Consider the following 20481-nt stretch of genomic DNA (forward strand, 5'->3'; position numbering starts at 1 on the left):
GCTTTCAGACGGCCTCGGGCAACAACAAAACAACAATCTGCAAAGGAGCAGCCATGCCGCAAAATCCGGCCGTTTACCGGCATTTATCCGACCACTATCTGAGCCTGCCGCATTGCCGCGCCATCGATTTGCAGGCCGTGTGCACCGAACACGACCAACCCGTACTCAGCGTGGCCAACCGCGCCGACTTGGCCGGCCGAGGCTCTGAGGGCACCATACACGGCGGTGTAATCACCGCGCTGGTGGACGTGGCCTCTGCCAGCGCCGTGGCCGCGCACCTGCCCGATTACGAAGTGCTTGCCACACTCGATATGCGCATCGACTATATGCACCCCGCCCTCACCGACCGCGCCGTGCAGGCCAAATCCACCTGCTACCGCTTGGCCGGCCAAGTGGCGTTTGTGCGCACGCTGTGTTATCAGGAAGGCCAAAGCGATCCCGTGGCGCTGGGCACCGCCACCTTTATGCGCACGCCGCTGGAAAATGCTGAAAAGCAGCAGCTGGCCGCCTTTTTGGCGCAACAGCAAAACAGCCCCGCGCCGTTTCCCCCGCCATCTGCCACCGGTGCCCATTTTCATGCCGATGCCGAACTCATTGCAAAGAGCGCCACCCTGATGCCTTATGCCGCCTTTATCGGCCTGCAAACCGGCACCGACGCCGCCGGCCGCCTTTATGCCCTGCCTTACCGGCCCGATTTAATCGGCAATATATTCCTGCCCGCGCTGCACGGCGGCCTGATCGGCGGCTTTATGGAAAGCTGCGCCGCGCTTTATTTATACGAGCAAGCCGAGCTTAGCGAATTGCCGAAAATGATTGATTTCTCGCTCGACTATCTGCGCTCGGCCAAAGCCGACACCGCCTACGCCCGCTGCATTCTCACCCGCCAAGGCAGCCGCATCACCAACATCGCCGTCGAAGCTTGGCAGGCCGACGAAAGCAAACCTTTTGCCGTGGCACGCTGCCATTTCCAAATGCCGTAATCAAGTAAATCAAGAGGCCGTCTGAAACCTTTCAGACGGCCTCTTGATTAAACCTTGCCTTTTGGTCATATCGCATACCCAAACAAGCCGAAACATGGTTTAATAGCCCATCACCAACCGACAAGAATCATTCTCATCATGTCGCACACGCCCATTATCCATTCCCTGCTCGACACCGATTTATACAAATTCACCATGCTGCAAGTGGTGCTGCACCAATTTCCACAAGCGCACGGCGTGTATGAATTCCGCTGCCGCAACAACGATGAAACCGTTTACCCGCTGGCCGACATCAAAGAAGAGCTCGAACGCGAGCTGGATGCTTTGTGCGAATTGAAGTTGGCGCAGGATGAATTGGCCTATCTGCGCAAAATGCGCTTTATCAAAAGCGATTTTGTGGATTATTTGGAATTGTTCCAGCTCAAGCGCCGCTTTATCAAAGTGCACACCGATGAGCACGGCCGCCTCAATATCAAAGTAGAAGGCCCGATTATTCAGGCGATGTTTTTTGAGATTTTCACGCTGGCAATTGTAAACGAGCTTTATTTCCGCCGCCTCGAAACCCCCGAAGTGCTCAAAGAAGGCCGCCGCCGCCTTGAGGCCAAAGTGGCGCTGCTCGAAGCGCTCGACAGCCGCCAAGACCCGCGCGAGCCGCCTTTTCTGATTTCCGATTTCGGCACCCGCCGCCGCTACACGCTGGCCTGGCAGGAGCATGTGGTGAAAACCCTGCACGAAGCCGTGCCCGATATTTTCCGCGGCACCAGCAATGTTTATCTGGCCAAAAAGCTCGGCATCACCCCCATCGGCACCATGGCGCACGAATTTTTGCAGGCTTTTCAGGCGCTGGATGTGCGCTTGCGCGATTTCCAAAAAGCCGCGCTCGAAGCCTGGGTGCACGAATACCGCGGCGACTTGGGCATCGCGCTCACCGATGTGGTGGGCATGGATGCTTTCTTGCGCGATTTCGACCTTTATTTCGCCAAACTCTTCGACGGCTTGCGCCACGACAGCGGCGACCCTTATGCCTGGGGCGACAAAGCCTACCGCCACTACAAAAAGCTGAAAATCGACAGCCGCACCAAAATGCTCACTTTCAGCGACAGCCTCACCATCGAAAAATCATGGGGCTTGCACGAATATTTCAAAAGCCGCTTCAAAACCAGCTTCGGCATCGGCACCAACCTCACCAACGACATGGGCCACACCCCGCTCAACATCGTGTTGAAACTCGTGGAATGCAACGGCCAATCAGTGGCCAAGCTCTCCGACAGCCCCGGCAAAACCATGACCGACAACGACACCTTCTTGGCTTATCTGCGCCAAGTATTTGAAATCCCGGCGCCGAAAACCGAATAATATCTGCTTGTTATCCAAACTTTTTTATCCAAACCAAACAGGCCGTCTGAAACCTTTCAGACGGCCTGTTTTCAATCTGCCAATCCTTACCAACCCGACGGCAGCAAGCTCATTTTCGCCAACACGGCATACACCGCGCTCGAGCTGTAGAGCAGGAAAATGGTGAGATAAATCAGCGGGTGCGTCATCCAGGCCGGGCAATGCCATTCGGGCGTTTTATTGCCGGTGCGGCGTGCGCCGCGCACAATCAGATAAGGCACGATGCTCAGCACCACGCCGCTGAACACGCCCACGAAATAAAGCGCATCCACAAAGCCCACCAAGCCGCTGTAAGCCAAGATAAAGGGCGGTATCACCACCAACGCCACCACGCCTAAGCGCACGTTCATTTTGCTGTCGATGGGCAGGCTGAAGCGGTCGGCGATATTGCTCAAAAAGCTGCCGCCTATGCCCCAATAAGAAGTGAGCATCGCGCACAAGGCAAAGCTGTTGGCCATGAAAAACGCCCAGCTACCCAGCGCCGTGCCCCAGCTAATGGTGGCCACTTGGCTGATGTGGTCGAGGCCGTTGAGCGAAATCACCGACAAAGGCACCAACGCAATCAGCGCAAAAGTCACAAACATGCCGGTAATGATGGCACGCGGCAGCTTTTTGGGCGCATGCGACAAGCCGCGCGCCATTTCCGGCACGATATATTGGGCGCAATAAATAAACACCACCAAGTTAAACACCGGCACCATATAAAGCCAGTTGCCATCGAGCAAATGGCTGAAATCGGTGGTGGGAAACACCAAAGTTGCGCCAATCAGCACGGCGAGCATGGCAATCATCAGCGAGGTAATCACTTTTTCACTGCGCCCCAGCGCTTTCAGGCCCAGCACCAGAATCAGCGCGGCCGGAATAAAAAACAACACGCTGCCCAAACGCCGATCGATGCCGAAAAGCGCGTGCATCAAATCGCCGCTGCCGCTCATATAGGCAATCAGCGCGCCCAGCGCATTCACCGTCACCGATGCAAACATCAGCCACGAGCCGAAGCCGCCCACATAGCGGCGTGCCAGGCCGCTGAGCTGCTCGTGCTGGCGGGTGCGCAACGTGGCCTCGGCCACATAAAGCATGGTGATGGTGGTGATGATGCCCACCACCACCAGCCAAAACAGCAAAGGCAGATAGCCCGCTTTTCGCGCCGCATACGACACCGACAAAATGCCCGCGCCGATATTGGTGCCCACAATCATAAACACCCCTTCGGCAAAGGTGATTTTTTCTGCTTTTAATACGTCTGACATCTTATTGCTCCTTTATCTTGCTGATGATTTATCTTGCTGATGAAATCCCAACGTTTTCTTGTTATATCCGTTTGTTTTCAAGGCCGTCTGAAAATGCAGAATACAAACAGCCCCGCGTGTTGCATCAACAGCGCAACACACTGATTTATATTAAAAGTTAAAATTCCGGTAAATGCTGTCGCGCCAACATGCAGTCTTGTTCAGACGGCCTGTTTCAAATGAAAAGAATACCGGACTAAAGACAGGCGCTTATCACGCCCGATAGATTTTCAGACGGCCTCAAGCTTTTATTGCATAGCCATAAAGGCCGTCTGAACCAACATCAAATCAGCCCACATCCAAACACATATATTTCATCTCCAGATATTCTTCCACGCCGTATTTGCTGCCCTCGCGCCCCAAGCCGCTGAGCTTCACGCCGCCGAAAGGTGCTACTTCGTTGCTGATTAAGCCGGTGTTGATGCCCACCATGCCGTATTCCAGCGCTTCGGCCACGCGCCATTGGCGGGCGGCATCTTGGGTGTAGAAATAGCTGGCCAAGCCGAATTCGGTGTTGTTTGCCGCTGCCACCGCTTCTGCTTCGCTGTGAAACTTAAACACGGGGCACAAAGGGCCGAAGGTTTCATCGTGCGCCACCAGCATTTGGGCGGTGACATCACGCAGCACCGTGGGCTCGAAAAAAGTGCCGCCCAAGCTGCTTCGCTGTCCGCCGGCGATGCAGCTTGCGCCTTTGGCCAACGCATCGGCAATATGTGCTTCCACTTTTTGCACCGCTTTTTCTTCAATCAGCGGCCCTTGGTTCACACCTTCGTCCAGGCCGTTGCCCAGCTTGAACGCGGCCACTTTTTCGGCCAGGCGCGCGCAAAACGCTTCATACACGCCCGCCTGCACATACACGCGGTTGCTGCACACACAGGTTTGGCCGCTGTTGCGGAATTTGCTTGCCAGCGCGCCTTCCACCGCTTTATCCAAATCGGCATCGTCAAACACGATAAAGGGCGCGTTGCCCCCCAATTCGAGGCTGAGCTTTTTGATTTGGTCGGCACCGTTGCGGAAAATCTTGATGCCCACTTCGGTAGAACCGGTGAAGCTGATTTTGCGGATAATCGGGTTTTGCGCAAACACATCGCTGATTTCGGCGGCGCTGCCGTTGACAATCACAAACAAGTCTTCAGGAATGCCCGCTTCATAAGCCAGCACGGCTTGCGCATAAGCGCTCAGCGGCGTTTGGCTGGCCGGCTTCACCAACATGGCGCAGCCCACCGCCAGCGCCGGCGCGGCTTTGCGGGTGATCATGGCGGCGGGGAAATTCCACGGCGTGATGGCGGCGGTAACGCCCACCGGCTGCTTGATTACCAGCATTTTCTGCGAAGGTTTCACGCTGGTGAGGATATCGCCGTCGATGCGGCGCGCTTCTTCGGCAAACCAGCGGATAAAGCCTGCGGCATAATCGATTTCACCGCGCGATTCGGTGAGGCTTTTGCCCTGCTCCATGGTCATGATGCGGGCGAGGTTTTCTTTGTTTTCCTTCAGCAACCGATACCAGTTCCACAAAATATCGGCCCGCTCCAGCGCGGTTTGCGCCGCCCACGCTTTTTGCGCGGCAGCGGCGCGGCCGATCAACTCGTTGAGCGCTGCGGCCGAGGTTTTGCGCACAAACGCCACCGTGCCGCCTGTGGCTGGGTTGGTTACTTCTATGCCGTCTGAAAGCGCTTCAAACGACACATCGGCATGATTCAATAATTGCTCTATGCTTTTCATGGCTTCTGCCTTTTTAAAATGAATTTGAGGCCGTCTGAATCAAACTTGGCGCGCTTGTTCGATGGCTTTTTCCAACACCGCCAAGCCTTGCTCGAACAGCTCATCTTCAATGGTGAGCGGGTATAAAAAGCGGATCACATTGCCGTGCGCGCCACAAGTGAGCAGCAGCAGGTTGTTTTGCATGGCGATCTTCTGCACCTTGGCGGCAAATTCACCGTTGGGCGCTTCATCATCGCCGAATTCCGCCGCCACCATCGAGCCCAGCCCGCGCACTTCGCTGATTTCGGGCGCATTCAGATTGCGCAGAAAATCGGTGAGCCGCGCGCCCAAAGCTTGCGAGCGCTCGAGCAGCTTTTCTTCTTCAATCACATCCAGCACCGCCATCGCCGCCGCCACGCCCAGCGGGTTGCCGGCATAAGTGCCGCCGAGGCCGCCTTTGCGCGGCGCATCCATGATTTCCGCCTTGCCGGCCACGCCGCTCAACACAAAGCCGCCGGCCATGCTTTTGGCCATGGTGATGATGTCGGGCTGCACATCATAGTGCTCCATCGCAAACAATTTGCCGGTGCGGCCGAAGCCGGCCTGCACTTCGTCGGCAATCATCACAATGCCGTGTTCATCGCAAATTTCGCGCACCGCACGCATAAATTCGGGCGGGCACACATTAAAGCCGCCCTCGCCCTGCACCGGCTCCAGAATAATCGCCGCAACATCGGTGGGCAGAATATCGCTTTTGAAAATGCGTTTGATGCTTTTCACCGCATCGGCCACGCTGATGTTTTGCGTGTCGGCCGGATAAAGCGCGTGAAACACACCGGCCGGCATGGCGCCGAAATCGGCTTGATAAGGCAGCACCTTGCCGGTAAGTGCCAGCGTCATCATGGTGCGGCCGTGAAAAGCACCGCCAAAGGCAATCACGCCGTTGCGGCGCGTGGCCGAGCGGGCGATTTTCACCGCGTTTTCCACCGCCTCTGCGCCGCTGGAGAAGAATTGGCTTTTCACTTTGCCGCCAATCGGCACCAGCTTATTGATGCGCTCGGCCAGCAACACATAGCTTTCATACGGCACCACCTGAAAAGCGGTGTGGGTGAATTTTTCCAATTGCGCCGCCACAGCAGCAGCCACTTTCGGGTGGCGGTGGCCGGTGTTCAACACACCGATGCCGCCGGCAAAATCAATGATCTTGCGGCCGTCGGCGGCGGTGATGGTGGCATTTTCGGCACTTTGGGCAAACCAGTCGCACATCACGCTGGCGCCGTTGGGCAGAGCCTCACGCATACGGGTAATCAAATCGCTCATGGCACTTCCTTTCAATCGGGTCAATCGGAATAAACGCAGCGCACAAGGTAAAGGTTTGTACACCGCATGAAATATTAACGCAGATTCAGTACAATATCTAAATCAGCTTATTGTTCGATATATTGAACAACAATTTCAAATACTGAACAAATGTAACCCCATCTTATAAAAATAGTCAATAAAAATGTCTGAAAAATCTGCCTCCACCGTGCCCGCCCTTGATAAAGCGGTGCGCATTCTCGATTTGCTTGCCCGTGAAGCCACACCTTTGAGCGGCGCGGAAATCGCCAAATTGCTTGATTTGCCGCGCAGCTCGGTGCACGGCCTCATCGGCAGCCTGCTGGCCGCCGGCCTGTTGCGCAAAGCCGACGAGCGCCATTTTGTGCTGGGTGCGCATGTGATGTATTGGGCCAACGGCTTTTTGGCACAGCAAGATATTGTGGCCGAATTTCACGAAGCCATCGCCCGCCTGCCCGAGCTTGATCCCTACACGCTCACGCTCTCCACCCTCAGCAACGACCAAGTGGTGTATTTGGCCTGCCGCAACAGCCAATCGCCGCTGGGCTTCACTTTCCGCATCGGCATGCAGCTGCCGGCGGTGTTTACCGCCACCGGCAAAATGATGCTGAGCGCCTTGAGCGCGGCCGAAGTGCAGGCGCTGCTGCCGCAATTTCCGCCGCCCTACACCGAGCGCAGCGTGCAAAGCCACACTGAGCTGGCCGACGAGCTGGCCGGCTGCCGCCGCCAAGGCTATGCACTCGACGATGGCCAGCTGCGCCGCGGCATGCACTGCTTCGGCACGGCGGTGTTTGACCACGCAGGGCAGGCGCGCTTCGGCGTGGCGGCCAGCCTGATTGAAGCGGAAGCCGATGAAAAAACCCGCCAACATTTGGTGGACGGGTTGAAAAAGCTGGCCGCGCAGCTCACACGCACCTTGGGCGGCCAGTTGCCGGCATAGCAATGCTTGGCTGCCGCACTACTTTCGGCTAAGTGCCACGGCAGCCCGATGCGCTTATAATCGCTCATCCGGCGCAAACCTTATGCCGCCCTTGCCATTTGACGCCGCCTCAATAAGGCTTTATAACCACACCTTCATTCAGGCCGTCTGAACTTTTGATTTGCACAATATGAAAAAACTCTTTTACTTTTTGGCCGCTTTTTTCGCGCTGGCCGGCAGCGCCCACGCCATTGACGCATCGAAGCTCTTGCCGGCCGAGCAGGCTTTTGTGCCGCAGGTTAACGCCACCGAGCAAGGCATCAACGTGCAGTTTGCCATTGCCGATGGTTATTATATGTATCAATCGAAAATGCTGGCCGACACCGCTCCTGCCGGGCTGCTTGCCGCGCCGCAATTCAGCCCCGGCGAAATGAAAGAAGACGAATTTTTCGGCAGACAAACGGTTTACCATCAAGCCGCGCAAATCAACTGGGCTTATCGGCAGCCTGCGCCGCCGCCCTACACGCTCACGCTGAGCTACCAAGGCTGCGCCGATGTGGGCGTGTGCTATCCGCCGGTGGAAACCACGTTTGATATCGACGGCAACGGCCTCTATCAAGCGCCGGATGCAGCACCCGCCAGCGCCAAAGAGCGTTTTTTGCAGCCTGCTCCGGCATCGCGCCCGACCGACGGCGCACCTGAGAGCAGCCGCTTCAAGCTTTCATGGGATACGCTCAACGCCAATTTATTGGCGTTTTTTCTCGCGGGCTTGGGGCTGAGCTTCACCGCCTGTATGTATCCGCTGATTCCGATTGTGTCGAGCATTGTGGTGGGCGACAAAGCCGCTTCCAAAGGGCGCGCATTTGCGCTCTCGATGGTGTATGTGCAGGGGCTGGCGCTCACTTACACTTTGGTCGGCGTGATAGCCGGCCTCACCGGCGCGCTGCTCACCGTGTGGCTGCAACAGCCGTGGGTGGTGCTGGCGGCCGCTGCGTTGATGGTCGTGCTTGCGCTCTCGATGTTCGGCCTCTTCAGCATCCAGCTGCCCGCCGCCGTGCAAAGCTATTTCCAAAACCAAAGCAATAAATTGAGCGGCGGCAAAATCGCCTCGGTGTTTGTGATGGGCATGCTCTCGGCGCTGATTATCGGCCCTTGCGTGGCGCCTCCTTTGGCTTTTGCATTGGGCTATATCGGCCAAACCGGCGATGCCGCGCTCGGCGGCTTGGCGCTTTATGCCTTGGCGCTCGGCACCGGCCTGCCGCTGATTATCATCGGCACCTTCGGCGGCCATATTCTGCCCAAAGCCGGTGTGTGGATGAACGGCATCAAATATGCTTTCGGCTTTGTGCTCTTGGCGGTGGCGGTGTATTTGGCCACGCCTTTTCTGCCCTATTTGCTGGTGGTGGCACTCTACACGCTGCTGATGCTGCTGCCCGCCGGCCTGTTGCTTGCTCAAGCGCCGAAAATGGCCGGCCGCTTGAAAAACGTGTGCCTCTTTTTGGGCACGGCGCTGCTGCTGGGCGGCGCATGGTTTGCCTGGCAGAGCAGCCAACAGCAAACCACCACGCTGCACCGCTTTCTCACCCTCACGCCGCCGGCCGCGATGGCCGAAGCCGACAGCCATGGCCATGTCTACACCGATGTGGGCGAATTGAAAGCCGCCATGCAGGCCGCTTTGGCGGCAGACCCAAGCCGGCCGGTGCTGCTCGATTTTTATGCCGACTGGTGCATTTCGTGCAAAGAAATGGCCGCCTACACGCTCAACCAGCCCGAAGTGCATGATGCGGTGGACATGAACCGCTTCTTCCAAATCGACGTCACCGCCAACACGCCCGAACAACAAGCCTTGCTAAAAGAATACGGCCTGTTCGGCCCGCCCGGCGTGTTTGTGCTGCATGCCGACGGCCGCCGCAGCGAAGCGCTGCTGGGCTTTGTGAAACCGGCCGCGTTTGTTGAATGGTATCGGCAAAACGCGCAATAAAAGCAGCAAACAATAAGGCCGTCTGAAAGCATTTTCAGACGGCCTTATCAACAAAAAATCAAACTAAAACTCAAACTCCATCTGCTCGGGCAATTCCACCCGCGCCTGCCCCCGCTCCCACGCCAGCCGCTGGATTTTCTGGCGGCGCAAGCCCACCAGTCGCAGCACTTGCTGCTTTTGCACATCGTTCATCTTCAGCCAATACAAGCGCTCTTCGCGGCTGCGCAGGCAGCCTTTGCAATAGCCCTTGCTGTTGGCTGCACACACGCCGATGCAGGGGCTGGGGATGCTGAAAAATTCCAGTTGCTCCATAAGCTTGGCAGTATCATTGAGTGAGGCGGCTATTGTGTGCCGCAAACCTTTTTTATTTCAAGCGGATATTGTTTGAGGCCGTCTGAAAGTGGTGCTCAACCCAACGACACCATTTCAATCTGTTCCATGCTGCGGCCGAGAAAGCGCTCGCCTATGGTGCGGAAACGCAGCGGAATATCGCTCACATAAAAGCGGTAATCCGCGCTGCCGTTGCCGCTGTTGAGCAAATCGGCCGCGGCCAAAGCCTGCGCCGCCGCCTCGGCGGTGGTGAGCGCCGAATCCACCAGCGTGATGCCGGGCGCTTCTGCTTTCAGCAAAGGCTTGAGCAGCGGATAATGCGTACAGCCGAGCACCAAGGTGTCGATATCGTCGGCCAACAAGGGCTTGAGGTATTCGCGCGCGGTGAGGCGGGTAACTTCGTGATCGAGCCAGCCCTCTTCCACCAGCGGCACCAGCAGCGGGCAGGCCTGCGATTGCACACGCACATCGGGGTTGCGGCTGTGGATGGCGCGGGCATAAGCATTGCTGTTTACCGTGGTGCTGGTGGCCATCACGCCGATATGGTTGGTGCGCGTGGTGGCAAGCGCCGCTTCGGCGCCGGCGGTGATCACGTCGAGCACCGGCATATTGCCCGCCATCGCGCGCACTTTCTGGCCGGCCACGGCGGCAATGGTGTTGCAGGCAATCACCAGCGCCTTCACATCGTTTTGCAGCAGAAATTCAACGATTTGGGCGGTAAAGGTTTCAATGGTGGCGCGCGATTTCACACCGTAAGGCACACGGGCGGTGTCGCCGAAATACACGATATTTTCCATCGGCAGCCGCTCCATCAGCGCGCGCACATTGGTGAGACCGCCCACCCCCGAATCGAACACGCCGATAGGGCGTTGTTTGTTGTTGCTCATATTGTTGACTTTATCCAAAACCATTAAAGGCCGTCTGAACTTTTTCAGACGGCATCGTTATTATTTCCATTCAAAAAAACAGGCCGCCTCAATAATGCCGTCTGAATGCTTTTAAACGAATATCCGGCGATTGTACACCGATTCCCGCCTTGCAAACGTTTCTACCGCCTGAAACTTTAATCAAATTTAGCAATCAATGAGGTTTGCAAAGCCTTTGAATTAAAGCATAATCGGCATTTATTGTTTTTTCAGGTGATGCATGAGCCCGAGCGCGCCTTTTTTCCGCTTTTTGCCCGATGAAGAAGCCACCCTGCAATGGGGCGGCAGCTGGGCGGCCACGCTCTCTGCGCCGCTGGTGGTTTATCTGCAAGGCGATTTGGGTGCCGGCAAAACCACCTTCACACGCGGCCTGTTGCGCGGCCTAGGCTACGACGGCGCGGTAAAAAGCCCCACTTATGCCATTGTGGAATCTTACCCGCTGCCCGCATTCACCCTGCACCATTTCGATCTTTACCGATTCACCGCCCCCGAAGAATGGGACGATGCCGGCTTAGACGATTTGGCCGACGGGCACAGCATCTGCCTGATTGAATGGCCGCAGCTGGGCGAGGGCTTTGCGCCGCTGCCCGATATCGACATCCACCTGGGCCACACCGAAACCGGCCGCCGCGCCACCTTGAATGCCCACACTGAAACCGGTCAGAAAAGTTTAGAAGCATGGTTCAAAAATTAACCCGCCGTCAAATTGTCCGCAGCGCCGCCACCGGCCTGCTTTTCACCGTCACCCCGCTGGCCGCGCTGGCCAAGGCCGCCGCCGCACCGCAATTCGTGGCCGTGCGCATCTGGCCTGCCAGCGCCTACACCCGCATCACCCTTGAAGCCTCGAGCGCGATGAAATACAAACATTTCACGCTCGACAACCCCGCCCGACTGGTGGTGGATATCGAGGGTGCCACGCTCAATAATGTGCTGCAAACCATCAGCAGCAAAGTGCAGCAAAACGATCCCTATATCGCCAACATCCGCGTGGGCCAAAATACCGCCACCACCGTGCGCGTGGTGATTGATCTGAAGCAGGCGGTGAATCCACAAGTGTTTACGCTCGCGCCGGTGGCCAATTTCCGCAACCGCCTGGTGGTGGATCTTTACCCCTCCAGCGCCACGGCCTTGGCGGCAGAAGCCAACGACCCGCTGATGGCGCTGCTCAACGATTATTCCCAAGGCCGCATCCGCAGCGACGGCACCGGCAGCGGCAGCGTGCCGCCGGTGAAAGAGCGCCAGCCCGCCATTATCGACACCCCGCCGCCCACCAGCCCGCGCGGCAGCAGCCGCAAGCCGATTATCGTGCTCGACCCCGGCCACGGCGGTGAAGACCCGGGCGCCATCGGCCCCAGCGGCCTGCGCGAAAAAGACGTGGTGCTCGCCATCGCCCGCGAAACCAAAAAACGCCTCGATGCCATGGGCTACCGCACATACATGACCCGCAACGAAGATGTGTTTATCCCCCTGGGCGTGCGCGTGGCCAAAGCCCGCAGCCTCAAAGCCGATTTATTTGTGTCGATACACGCCGATGCCTTCACCAGCCCAAGCGCGCGCGGCACCGGCGTGTATGCGCTCAGCACCAAAGGCGCCAGCAGCGCCGCCGCCCGCTTTTTGGCGCAAACGCAAAACAGCGCCGACTTAATCGGCGGCGTGCAAAAAGTGGGCAATAAAAATGTGGACAACGCCATTCTCGACATGACCCAAACCGCCACCATCAAAGACAGCCTCGTGCTCGGCCGCCGCGTGCTCGACGAATTGGGCAAGCTCAACAAGCTGCACAAAGGCCATGTGGATCAAGCCAACTTTGCCGTGTTGCGCGCGCCGGATATTCCGTCGATTTTGGTGGAAACCGCCTTTTTGTCCAACCCCACCGAAGAGAGGCTTTTGGCCAGTAGCTCATTCCGCCAACAAAGTGCGGCAGCCATTGCCCAAGGTGTGCGCAATTATCTCAACACCGCCGTGCTCGCGCGCCGCTGATGGATTTTGTATAGGTGCTTGGATAATGGGAAAGGCCGTCTGAAAGCGTTTTCAGACGGCCTTTCCCATATCATGCAATGATGGTCTTTGAATAGGCAATGGGTATATGAAATACAAGAAAAAGTGACACAAAACTACACTTTGCAACGGCGTAGGTTGGGTTGATAAACCCAACCTTTCAGACGGCTTGTGGATTTGTTGGGTTTGCAACCCAACCTACCCGCGTATCACTTTTTTATGCATTTCACTATAGAAGGCCGTCTGAACGCGTTTTCAGACGGCCATGTTGTTTCATGCAGCTGTTTTCTATCATGAGGCGGTTGCCGGTTGCAGCGCCATCCCGCCGCGAGCATCAGGCTTTGCCCTGCATATTGTGGTGCTCAATCTCAAAGCCTTGCTGTTTGTAAGCCTTGAAGCGCTCGCGTGCTTCGGCCAATTCTTCCAAGCTGCTGCCGACGATTTCCAGCACCCGCGCCGGCGGTCGGGCGGCATCGCACCAAAATTCGGGCGACACGTTGAGCACCACCCAATCGGTCGGCACGGCGGGCAAATCGGCGCCCGCACCCAAAAGCAGCGGCACATCTTGCGGCCACTCGCCACCCTGCCACATTTCATGCGCCAAAAAGCCGGCCGGCTCAAAGCGCCACAATTCGGCATCGAGCCGCTCGGCGGCAGCGGCGCCCTCTGCCCACACCAACACGCGGCCGCTTTGCACGGCGCGTTGCGCCAGGCGGCAGATAAAGGCTTCAGCGTGGCTGACATGGGTGTAAAACGTGGCTTTGGGCATGGTTTTTCTCAAAATAAGCAGCGGCAGGACTCAGCTGATTTGGCATTGCGGCGGCAGTTTTTCGTTCATCAGGGCGCGGTAGTCGAAGCGCTCGCCTTCGGTGAAAAAACGGCCGTCGCCCACCGAATGGATTTTCGACTTGCGGTTTTCGGCCTCATTCACACCGGCGGACACAGGGCGCAGAATCACGATGCCGTGCTGCTCGATATCGTCCACCACGCGGCATTCGATATAGGCGGCGCAGCCTTTGATGATGGCGCAATCCACTTGTTTGGCTTCTTCACGCGCCAGGCCGAAGCGGTCGAATTTATCCACTTGCGCGCCGCTCACGGTGCCGATGGCGATGGTGTCGGCCATGCGCTCGGCGGTGGGCACATGCAGCACGCATTGTTTGTTTTTCAGCATGGCGCGGGCGGAATGGTTCCAGCGGCCAGTCATGATGGCGATGTTGCAGCAGCCGCTGTCGTCGTCAAAGCCCAGCGGCATCAGCAATGAGAGGGTGAACACATTGTCTTTGCCTTGGTCGCGCGTGGTAATCAACACCACCGGCGAGGGCTCGACAAGGGTAAACGCCAAGTTGAGGTTAAGCGTTTGATACATAAATCATCCTTATGGTTTGTGAAAGCATGGCTCAGGATGTGTGAGGACTTGATATTTTGTTATAGGCAAAAGGCCGTCTGAAGCCGCTTTCAGACGGCCTTTCCTTCTTTTTATACGTTGCGCAGATAATTGAGCAACAAAGGCACGGGGCGGCCGGTGGCGCCTTTTTCTTTGCCCGATTTCCAGGCGGTGCCGGCGATATCGAGGTGCGCCCACGGGTAATCTTCGGTGAAGTTGGCTAAAAACATGGCCGCGGTGATGGTGCCTGCGCCGGGCGTGCCGATATTGGGCAGGTCGGCAAAGTTGGATTTGAGCTGCTCTTTATAAGTGTCAAACAGCGGCAGCTGCCAGGCTTTGTCGTTTACTTCCAGCGAAGCGGCGAGCAAATCGTCGACCAGCGCCTGATTGTTGCCCATCAGGCCGCTCACATCGTGGCCGAGCGCCACAATGCAGGCGCCGGTGAGCGTGGCCACATCAATCACGGCTTTGGGCTTGAATTGCTCGGCATAGGTGAGCGCGTCGCACAAAATCAGGCGGCCTTCGGCATCGGTGTTGAGCACTTCGATGGTGAGCCCTTTCATGCTGGTCACCACATCGCCGGGCTTGTTGGCCACGCCGCTGGGCATGTTTTCGCAAGTGGGCACAATGGCAATCAGATTAATCGGCAATTGCAGCTTCACGGCGGCGCAAAAAGTGCCGATTACGCTTGCCGCGCCGCACATGTCGAATTTCATTTCATCCATATTCAGGCCGGGCTTGAGCGAGATGCCGCCGCTGTCGAAGGTGATGCCTTTGCCCACCAGCACGGTGGGCGCTTCGTTTTTATCGGCCGCGCCGAAATAGCTCAATTCCACCAGATAAGGCTTTTGCCTGCTGCCTTTGGCCACCGACCAAAATGAGCCCATATTGGCTTTGATATAATCTTTGCCGCGGATTTTCACTTTGGCGCCGAGCTTTTTGGCTTCGGCCTTGGCGGTGTCGGCCAAAAATTCGGGTGTGCATTCGTTGGGCGCGGCGTTGCCCAAATCTTTGGCGATGTTCATGCCGTAGGTTTGCGCTTCGGCCACGGCCAGCGCGGCGGCCAAGTTGCTATCGGGGTGGTAAAACTCGGCTTGCTGCAATTTGGCCGGCTTGGCTTCTTTTTTATAGCGCTCGAAACGGTAAACCGCCTCGCCCAACGCCAACGCCAACACTTCGGCCACACGCGGCGCTTCCACCCCGTCAAACGCGCTCACGTCGATTTTTACATTTTCTTGCTTTTGCGCCCAGGCGGCGGCTTCTTTGGCGGCTTTTTCCAGCGTGGCGCGTTCTTCGTCTTTCACGCGCAGCACCGCTACCGCCTGCAAGCCGCCTTGGTGCGCGATTTGGGTGCAGGCAAAGCTTTGCCCCTCTTCCAGCGCTGCGCACAATAATTGGGCGGCCTCATGCGCACTGTGTTGTGCACACGGGCAGGCATCGCTGCACACATAAAGCAACGCGCCCGCGCTGCCCGGCTGCAATTTTTCGGCTTTTGTGCTAAATTCCACGTTCATTCTCCTGGCTCGATATCGGTTATATGTTTCAGACGGCCTGGTTATCCCGCACAGGCCGTCTGAAAACGGAATACCGGCTGATTGTACTCCAATACAGCGGCCGTCTGAAACCCTGCACCGCTACGGCAAACCCATTATTTATGATATATCAACGTAATTTCATTAAAGAGCTCTCGTTCACCGCGGTGGGCATCTTTGTCGTGCTGTTGGCGATTCTGGTTTCCACACAGGCCATCAACCTGCTCGGCCGCGCGGCCGACGGGCGCGTGGCGATTGATGCCGTGGTGGCGCTGGTGGGCTTCTGGATTATCGGCATGACACCGCTTTTGCTGGTGCTCACCGCCTATATCAGCACGCTCACCGTGCTCACGCGCTATTGGCGCGACAGCGAAATGTCGGTGTGGCTCTCATGCGGGCTGGCCTTGAAGCAATGGGTGCGCCCGGTGCTGCAATTTGCCGTGCCGTTTGCCATTTTGATTGCGCTGATGCAGCTTTGGGTGATGCCGTGGGCTGAATTGCGCAGCCGCGAATATGCGGAAATCCTCAAGCAAAAGCAGGAATTATCGATGGTGGAAGCCGGCGAATTCCGCGCCTTGGGCAAAAGCCGCGGCCGCGTGTATTTTGTGGAAACCTTCGACACCGACTCGGGCGTGATGAAAAACCTGTTTTTGCGCGAACGCGACGATAAAGGCAACGACAACATCGTGTTTGCCAAAGCCGGCGAATTTTCACTGAAAAACAACCAGCGCACACTCGAGCTCAAGCAAGGCTACCGCTACAGCGGCACGCCCGGGCAGGCCGACTACAATCAGGTGTCGTTTCAAAGCCTCAGCCTGGTGATCAGCGCCGCGCCCAAAATCATCGACCCGGTGTCGCACCGGCGCACCATCCCCACCGCGCAGCTTTTCGGCAGCAGCAACCCGCAATATCAGGCCGAATTGATGTGGCGCTTATCGCTGCCCATCAGCGTGTTGATTCTGAGTATTCTGGCCGTGCCGCTTTCCTATTTCAACCCGCGCACCGGCCACACTTATAATATATTGATTGCCATCGGCTTTTATCTGATTTATCAAAACGGCCTCACCTTTTTGCGCAACGCGGTTGAAGAGGGCAAGCTCAATTTCTGGCTGGGCATGCTGCCGCTGCATCTGCTTATTCTGGCAGCGGCCATTCTGTTGCTGCGTGTGCGCAGCCTGCCCGCGCAGCCGTTTTGGCAGGCCTTGAAAAACAGCCTGAAAGGGGGCGCTGAATGAAGCTGCTCACCCGCTATTTAATCCGCCAGCTGTGCAGCATGACGCTTTATGCCCTGCTCGCGCTGCTGGCGCTTTACAGCTTTTTCGACATCATCAGCGAAGTGGGCGACATCGGCCAGGGCAGCTACAACGGCGCCAAAATGATGCAATATGTGCTGATGCAAATGCCGGCGCATGCTTACGAGCTGCTGCCGCTGGCGGTGCTAATCGGCGGCCTGATTGCCTTGAGCCAGCTCGCTTCGGGCAGCGAGCTCACGGTGATGAAAGCCAGCGGCATGAGCACCAAAAAACTGATTGCCGTTTTGCTGCAATTCGGCCTGATATTCGCCGTGGCCACCGCCCTTTTGGGCGAATGGCTCGCGCCGGCGATGAGCCAGCGCGCCGAAAATCTCAAAGCCAGCGCCATCAGCGGCAAAATCAGCACCGGCAGCCAGGGCTTGTGGCTCAAAGAGGGTAACCACATCATCAATGTGCGCGAAATGCTGCCCGACCATACTTTGCTTGATGTGAAAGTGTGGCGCCACGATGCGCAATTCCGGCTGGCCGAGGCCACCGCCGCCGATTCGGCCACCGTTGGCAGCAATCACCATTGGTTGCTCAAAAACGTGCGCAGCAGCATTTTGGAAGACGATCAGGTGCGCACCGAGCATCAACCGGAAAAAGAGTGGGCCATCGGCCTGCAACGCAATCTTTTGGATGTGCTCTTGGTCGATCCCGAGCAAATGTCGGTGTCGGCGCTCACCACTTACATCACCCATTTGAAAGACAACCAGCAGCAAACCCGCACCTACGAAATCGCTTGGTGGCGCAAGCTGATGTATCCGGTAGCGGCCATGATTATGGCGCTGGTGGCGCTCTCGTTCACCCCGCAATCCACCCGCCACGGCAATATGGGCTTGAAGCTTTTCTTCGGCATTTGCCTGGGGCTGGCTTTTCACTTTGCCGGCCGCCTGTTTGGCTTTACCAGCCAGCTCTATAACGTGCCGCCGTTTATCGCCGCCGTGTTGCCCACTCTATTATTCGGCTTGCTGGGCGTGTATTTAATCCGTCGGCAAGAGCGGCGCTAAACATCTGCTCCGCTTGCCGCCAAGGCCGTCTGAAAGCGCTTTCAGACGGCCTTTCCTTATCGGCGCGGTGTGACAAGCCGAAAAATCTGTGTTAGGGTAAAAGAAAGTAATAAGCAGCAACTTCATTTATTTGCTGCCAATTTCATCAGAAAGCAAAAATTATGACCACACACACCGCCTACATCAACGGCCGCTACGCCGAGCCCAATCCCCAAGCCGACACCTTTGCCAGCATCAACCCAGCCAACGGCGAAACCCTTGCCACGCTCCAGCAAAGCACGCCCGCAGAAATCGATGCCGCCGTGGCCGCTGCGCGCGCCGGCCAAAAAGCGTGGGCGGCATACACCGCCGTCGAGCGCAGCCGTGTGTTGCTCAACGCCGTGGCGATTCTGCGCGCGCGCAACGATGAATTGGCGCAACTCGAAACGCTCGACACCGGCAAGCCGCTCTCAGAAACCTTATATGTGGATATCGTTACCGGTGCCGATGTGATTGAATATTATGCCGGCCTCGCCGCCGCCATCGAAGGCCGCCAGATTCCGCTGCGCGAGAGCAGCTTTGTTTACACCCGCCAAGAGCCTTTGGGCGTGGTGGGCGGCATCGGCGCATGGAATTATCCGATTCAGATTGCCATGTGGAAAGCCGCGCCGGCGCTGGCCGCCGGCAATGCGATGGTGTTCAAACCCAGCGAAATCACGCCCTTGGGCGCGCTCAAGCTGGCGGAAATCTTCACCGAAGCCGGCTTGCCGGATGGTGTGTTCAACGTGGTGCTGGGCGATTACCGTGTGGGTGCGGCGCTGAGCGAGCACCCCGATATTGCCAAAATCTCCTTCACCGGCGGCGTGGCCACCGGCAAAAAAGTGATGGCGCAAGCCGCCGCATCCAGCCTGAAAGATGTCACCATGGAATTGGGCGGCAAATCGCCGCTGATTATTTGCACCGATGCCGACATTAATTTGGCTGCCGACATCGCCATGATGGCCAATTTCTACAGCGCCGGCCAAGTGTGCACCAACGGCACGCGCGTGTTTGTGCCGGCCAAAATGAAAGAAGCTTTCGAGGCCGCGATTTTAGAGCGCGTGGCGCGCATCCGCATTGGCAACCCGCTTGATGCGCACACCAATTTCGGCCCCTTGGCGAGCTTTCCCCATATGGAAAAAGTGCTCGCCTATATCGAAAAAGGCCGCGCCGAAGGTGCGCGCCTGCTTGCGGGCGGGCAGCGCCTCGATGCACACCCGTTTGACGAAGGCGCTTACGTTGCCCCCACTGTGTTTACCGACTGCCTCGACGACATGACCATCGTGCGCGAAGAAATCTTCGGCCCGGTGATGAGCATTTTGAGCTACACCACCGAAGAAGAAGTGATTGTGCGCGCCAACGCCATCGCCTACGGCCTGGCTGCCGGCGTGGTAACGCCCGATTTGAAACGCGCCCACCGCATCATCGGCCAGATCGAAGCCGGCATCTGCTGGATCAACAGCTGGGGCGAATCGCCCGCACAAATGCCCGTGGGCGGCTACAAGCAAAGCGGCATCGGCCGCGAAAACGGCATCCAAACCCTGCTGCACTACACGCAAACCAAATCAGTGCAGGTGGAATTGGGCGATTTTCAATCTGTGTTTTGAGGCCGTCTGAATGAATCGCACATACTGGTATGCTGGTTTATTTCTCAGCTTGCTGCTGCCCGCCGCTCATGCCGACACACCGTTTATGCTGCTCAATGATGCCGACGGCTTTGTCAATCTGCGCGATGTGCACCGGCCGGATAAAATCATTGCCCGTTTGCACACGCCGCAAGTGGTGGCTTCTTACGGAGAAGATTATCCCGACCGCATGCAATACCACCAAATCAGCTACAGCGCCACAAAAGCACCAGCCCACTTTCGCCGCTACGCCCCGCTCAACCCGCCCGGCGGCCTGATACACGCCAGCCGTCTGAAAGCGCTGGACGAGTTGCCGCAATTTGAAACAGGCGCACAAAGCAGCAGACAGCAAATTTTCCGTCACGGCAGCCACCGTATCGAAATCGATTATGAGCCGTTGACACGCCACCGCTTCGACGGCCTGAAAAACGGCTTTTACCACACGCTTGAGGGGCGGCCGTTTTTCGGTTTCGACGGCGGCATCAGCGTGGCGCAGCTAAACAATTTATCAGTCAACCCGATTCGGCAGATTAAGGCCATCACCGTGCACCATCGCAGCCAAAGCCTGCCTTTCCCGCCTGCCGCCATCGGGCAGATGCTGAATTTCAACATTCAAGGCGCCGCCATCGGCGATGAAAACACCTGGTATCTCTACGGCCGCGGCGGCGATGGCGCCGGCGCCTATTACAGCGTGTGGACGCTGCAACAAGGCCGCCCGACCAGCCAATTTATCTGGCAATATTGACCCACCGCTTTTCAG

18 protein-coding genes are annotated in these 20481 nt (G+C 57.2%); 10 read left to right on the forward strand and 8 right to left on the reverse strand.

The window, feature by feature from the left end:
* Positions 1–53: 53 nt before the first annotated feature.
* On the forward strand, positions 54–980 hold the full coding sequence (locus EV680_RS12085) for a PaaI family thioesterase (protein ID WP_243650343.1): 927 nt from the start codon (positions 54–56) through the stop codon (positions 978–980).
* 138 nt (positions 981–1118) lie between these two features.
* Entirely contained in the window at positions 1119–2336 is a 1218-nt protein-coding gene (gene pncB / locus EV680_RS05735) for a nicotinate phosphoribosyltransferase (protein ID WP_132953784.1), read from the forward strand.
* A gap of 86 nt (positions 2337–2422) precedes the next feature.
* Here pncB and EV680_RS05740 read toward each other — a convergent pair whose 3' ends face one another.
* From EV680_RS05740 to gabT, 3 genes are all read right to left on the reverse strand, one after another.
* On the reverse strand, positions 2423–3625 hold the full coding sequence (locus tag EV680_RS05740) for an aromatic amino acid transport family protein (RefSeq protein ID WP_132953785.1): 1203 nt from the start codon (positions 3623–3625) through the stop codon (positions 2423–2425).
* Positions 3626–3952: 327 nt separating this feature from the next.
* On the reverse strand, positions 3953–5386 hold the full coding sequence (locus tag EV680_RS05745) for an NAD-dependent succinate-semialdehyde dehydrogenase (RefSeq protein ID WP_132953786.1): 1434 nt from the start codon (positions 5384–5386) through the stop codon (positions 3953–3955).
* Between the two features lie 39 nt (positions 5387–5425).
* Entirely contained in the window at positions 5426–6685 is a 1260-nt protein-coding gene (gene gabT / locus EV680_RS05750) for a 4-aminobutyrate--2-oxoglutarate transaminase (RefSeq protein WP_132953787.1), read from the reverse strand.
* Positions 6686–6869: 184 nt separating this feature from the next.
* On the opposite strand from gabT, the gene EV680_RS05755 reads away from it, so the two are divergent.
* Both EV680_RS05755 and dsbD read left to right on the forward strand, forming a co-directional pair.
* The gene (locus EV680_RS05755) at positions 6870–7643 is read left to right on the forward strand and encodes an IclR family transcriptional regulator (protein WP_132953788.1); all 774 of its coding nucleotides are present in this window, start codon (positions 6870–6872) and stop codon (positions 7641–7643) included.
* A 169-nt stretch (positions 7644–7812) separates the two neighbouring features.
* Positions 7813–9603 carry a protein-disulfide reductase DsbD gene (gene dsbD, locus EV680_RS05760; protein WP_132953789.1) on the forward strand — a complete coding sequence of 597 codons (1791 nt, stop codon included), beginning with the start codon at positions 7813–7815 and terminating at the stop codon, positions 9601–9603.
* A 63-nt stretch (positions 9604–9666) separates the two neighbouring features.
* Here dsbD and EV680_RS05765 read toward each other — a convergent pair whose 3' ends face one another.
* A complete protein-coding gene (locus tag EV680_RS05765) occupies positions 9667–9915 on the reverse strand; it encodes a DUF1289 domain-containing protein (RefSeq protein WP_132953790.1) in 249 nt (82 codons plus the stop codon).
* A gap of 95 nt (positions 9916–10010) precedes the next feature.
* The gene (gene murI / locus EV680_RS05770; RefSeq protein ID WP_132953791.1) at positions 10011–10820 is read right to left on the reverse strand and encodes a glutamate racemase; all 810 of its coding nucleotides are present in this window, start codon (positions 10818–10820) and stop codon (positions 10011–10013) included.
* A 259-nt stretch (positions 10821–11079) separates the two neighbouring features.
* Here murI and tsaE point away from each other — a divergent pair, with 259 nt between their 5' ends.
* On the forward strand, positions 11080–11553 hold the full coding sequence (tsaE, locus tag EV680_RS05775; RefSeq protein WP_132953792.1) for a tRNA (adenosine(37)-N6)-threonylcarbamoyltransferase complex ATPase subunit type 1 TsaE: 474 nt from the start codon (positions 11080–11082) through the stop codon (positions 11551–11553).
* On the forward strand, positions 11538–12839 hold the full coding sequence (locus EV680_RS05780) for an N-acetylmuramoyl-L-alanine amidase (protein WP_132953793.1): 1302 nt from the start codon (positions 11538–11540) through the stop codon (positions 12837–12839). The genes tsaE and EV680_RS05780 overlap by 16 nt, the downstream gene beginning before the upstream one ends.
* Before the next feature lie 352 nt (positions 12840–13191).
* Here EV680_RS05780 and EV680_RS05785 read toward each other — a convergent pair whose 3' ends face one another.
* From EV680_RS05785 to EV680_RS05795, 3 genes are all read right to left on the reverse strand, one after another.
* Positions 13192–13626: a DNA polymerase III subunit chi gene (locus tag EV680_RS05785; RefSeq protein WP_132953794.1), complete on the reverse strand. Its 435-nt coding sequence runs from the start codon at positions 13624–13626 to the stop codon at positions 13192–13194.
* 30 nt (positions 13627–13656) lie between these two features.
* The gene (locus EV680_RS05790; RefSeq protein WP_132953795.1) at positions 13657–14226 is read right to left on the reverse strand and encodes a flavin reductase family protein; all 570 of its coding nucleotides are present in this window, start codon (positions 14224–14226) and stop codon (positions 13657–13659) included.
* A gap of 110 nt (positions 14227–14336) precedes the next feature.
* Positions 14337–15752, reverse strand: a complete 1416-nt coding sequence (locus EV680_RS05795; RefSeq protein WP_132953796.1) for a leucyl aminopeptidase — start codon at positions 15750–15752, stop codon at positions 14337–14339.
* A gap of 146 nt (positions 15753–15898) precedes the next feature.
* Here EV680_RS05795 and lptF point away from each other — a divergent pair, with 146 nt between their 5' ends.
* The 4 genes from lptF to EV680_RS05815 all read left to right on the forward strand — a co-directional run bounded on the left by lptF (position 15899) and on the right by EV680_RS05815 (position 20466).
* A complete protein-coding gene (lptF, locus tag EV680_RS05800; protein ID WP_132953797.1) occupies positions 15899–17011 on the forward strand; it encodes an LPS export ABC transporter permease LptF in 1113 nt (370 codons plus the stop codon).
* Complete coding sequence (lptG, locus tag EV680_RS05805; RefSeq protein ID WP_132953798.1) at positions 17008–18078, forward strand: LPS export ABC transporter permease LptG; 1071 nt, start codon at positions 17008–17010, stop codon at positions 18076–18078. The genes lptF and lptG overlap by 4 nt, the downstream gene beginning before the upstream one ends.
* A gap of 161 nt (positions 18079–18239) precedes the next feature.
* On the forward strand, positions 18240–19703 hold the full coding sequence (betB, locus tag EV680_RS05810) for a betaine-aldehyde dehydrogenase (RefSeq protein ID WP_132953799.1): 1464 nt from the start codon (positions 18240–18242) through the stop codon (positions 19701–19703).
* Between the two features lie 10 nt (positions 19704–19713).
* Positions 19714–20466, forward strand: coding sequence for a hypothetical protein (locus EV680_RS05815; protein WP_132953800.1), 753 nt, complete (start codon positions 19714–19716; stop codon positions 20464–20466).
* Positions 20467–20481: the final 15 nt, after the last annotated feature.

It is taken from the genome of Uruburuella suis, from assembly GCF_004341385.1.
Taxonomy (GTDB): domain Bacteria; phylum Pseudomonadota; class Gammaproteobacteria; order Burkholderiales; family Neisseriaceae; genus Neisseria; species Neisseria suis.

Coding starts and splice junctions, on each gene's coding strand:
- EV680_RS12085 (WP_243650343.1), top strand. CDS start 54: ATGCCGCAAAATCCGGCCGTTTACCGGCATTTATCCGACCACTATCTG.
- pncB (WP_132953784.1), top strand. CDS start 1,119: ATGTCGCACACGCCCATTATCCATTCCCTGCTCGACACCGATTTATAC.
- EV680_RS05740 (WP_132953785.1), bottom strand. CDS start 3,625: ATGTCAGACGTATTAAAAGCAGAAAAAATCACCTTTGCCGAAGGGGTG.
- EV680_RS05745 (WP_132953786.1), bottom strand. CDS start 5,386: ATGAAAAGCATAGAGCAATTATTGAATCATGCCGATGTGTCGTTTGAA.
- gabT (WP_132953787.1), bottom strand. CDS start 6,685: ATGAGCGATTTGATTACCCGTATGCGTGAGGCTCTGCCCAACGGCGCC.
- EV680_RS05755 (WP_132953788.1), top strand. CDS start 6,870: ATGTCTGAAAAATCTGCCTCCACCGTGCCCGCCCTTGATAAAGCGGTG.
- dsbD (WP_132953789.1), top strand. CDS start 7,813: ATGAAAAAACTCTTTTACTTTTTGGCCGCTTTTTTCGCGCTGGCCGGC.
- EV680_RS05765 (WP_132953790.1), bottom strand. CDS start 9,915: ATGGAGCAACTGGAATTTTTCAGCATCCCCAGCCCCTGCATCGGCGTG.
- murI (WP_132953791.1), bottom strand. CDS start 10,820: ATGAGCAACAACAAACAACGCCCTATCGGCGTGTTCGATTCGGGGGTG.
- tsaE (WP_132953792.1), top strand. CDS start 11,080: ATGAGCCCGAGCGCGCCTTTTTTCCGCTTTTTGCCCGATGAAGAAGCC.
- EV680_RS05780 (WP_132953793.1), top strand. CDS start 11,538: ATGGTTCAAAAATTAACCCGCCGTCAAATTGTCCGCAGCGCCGCCACC.
- EV680_RS05785 (WP_132953794.1), bottom strand. CDS start 13,626: ATGCCCAAAGCCACGTTTTACACCCATGTCAGCCACGCTGAAGCCTTT.
- EV680_RS05790 (WP_132953795.1), bottom strand. CDS start 14,226: ATGTATCAAACGCTTAACCTCAACTTGGCGTTTACCCTTGTCGAGCCC.
- lptF (WP_132953797.1), top strand. CDS start 15,899: ATGATATATCAACGTAATTTCATTAAAGAGCTCTCGTTCACCGCGGTG.
- lptG (WP_132953798.1), top strand. CDS start 17,008: ATGAAGCTGCTCACCCGCTATTTAATCCGCCAGCTGTGCAGCATGACG.
- betB (WP_132953799.1), top strand. CDS start 18,240: ATGACCACACACACCGCCTACATCAACGGCCGCTACGCCGAGCCCAAT.
- EV680_RS05815 (WP_132953800.1), top strand. CDS start 19,714: ATGAATCGCACATACTGGTATGCTGGTTTATTTCTCAGCTTGCTGCTG.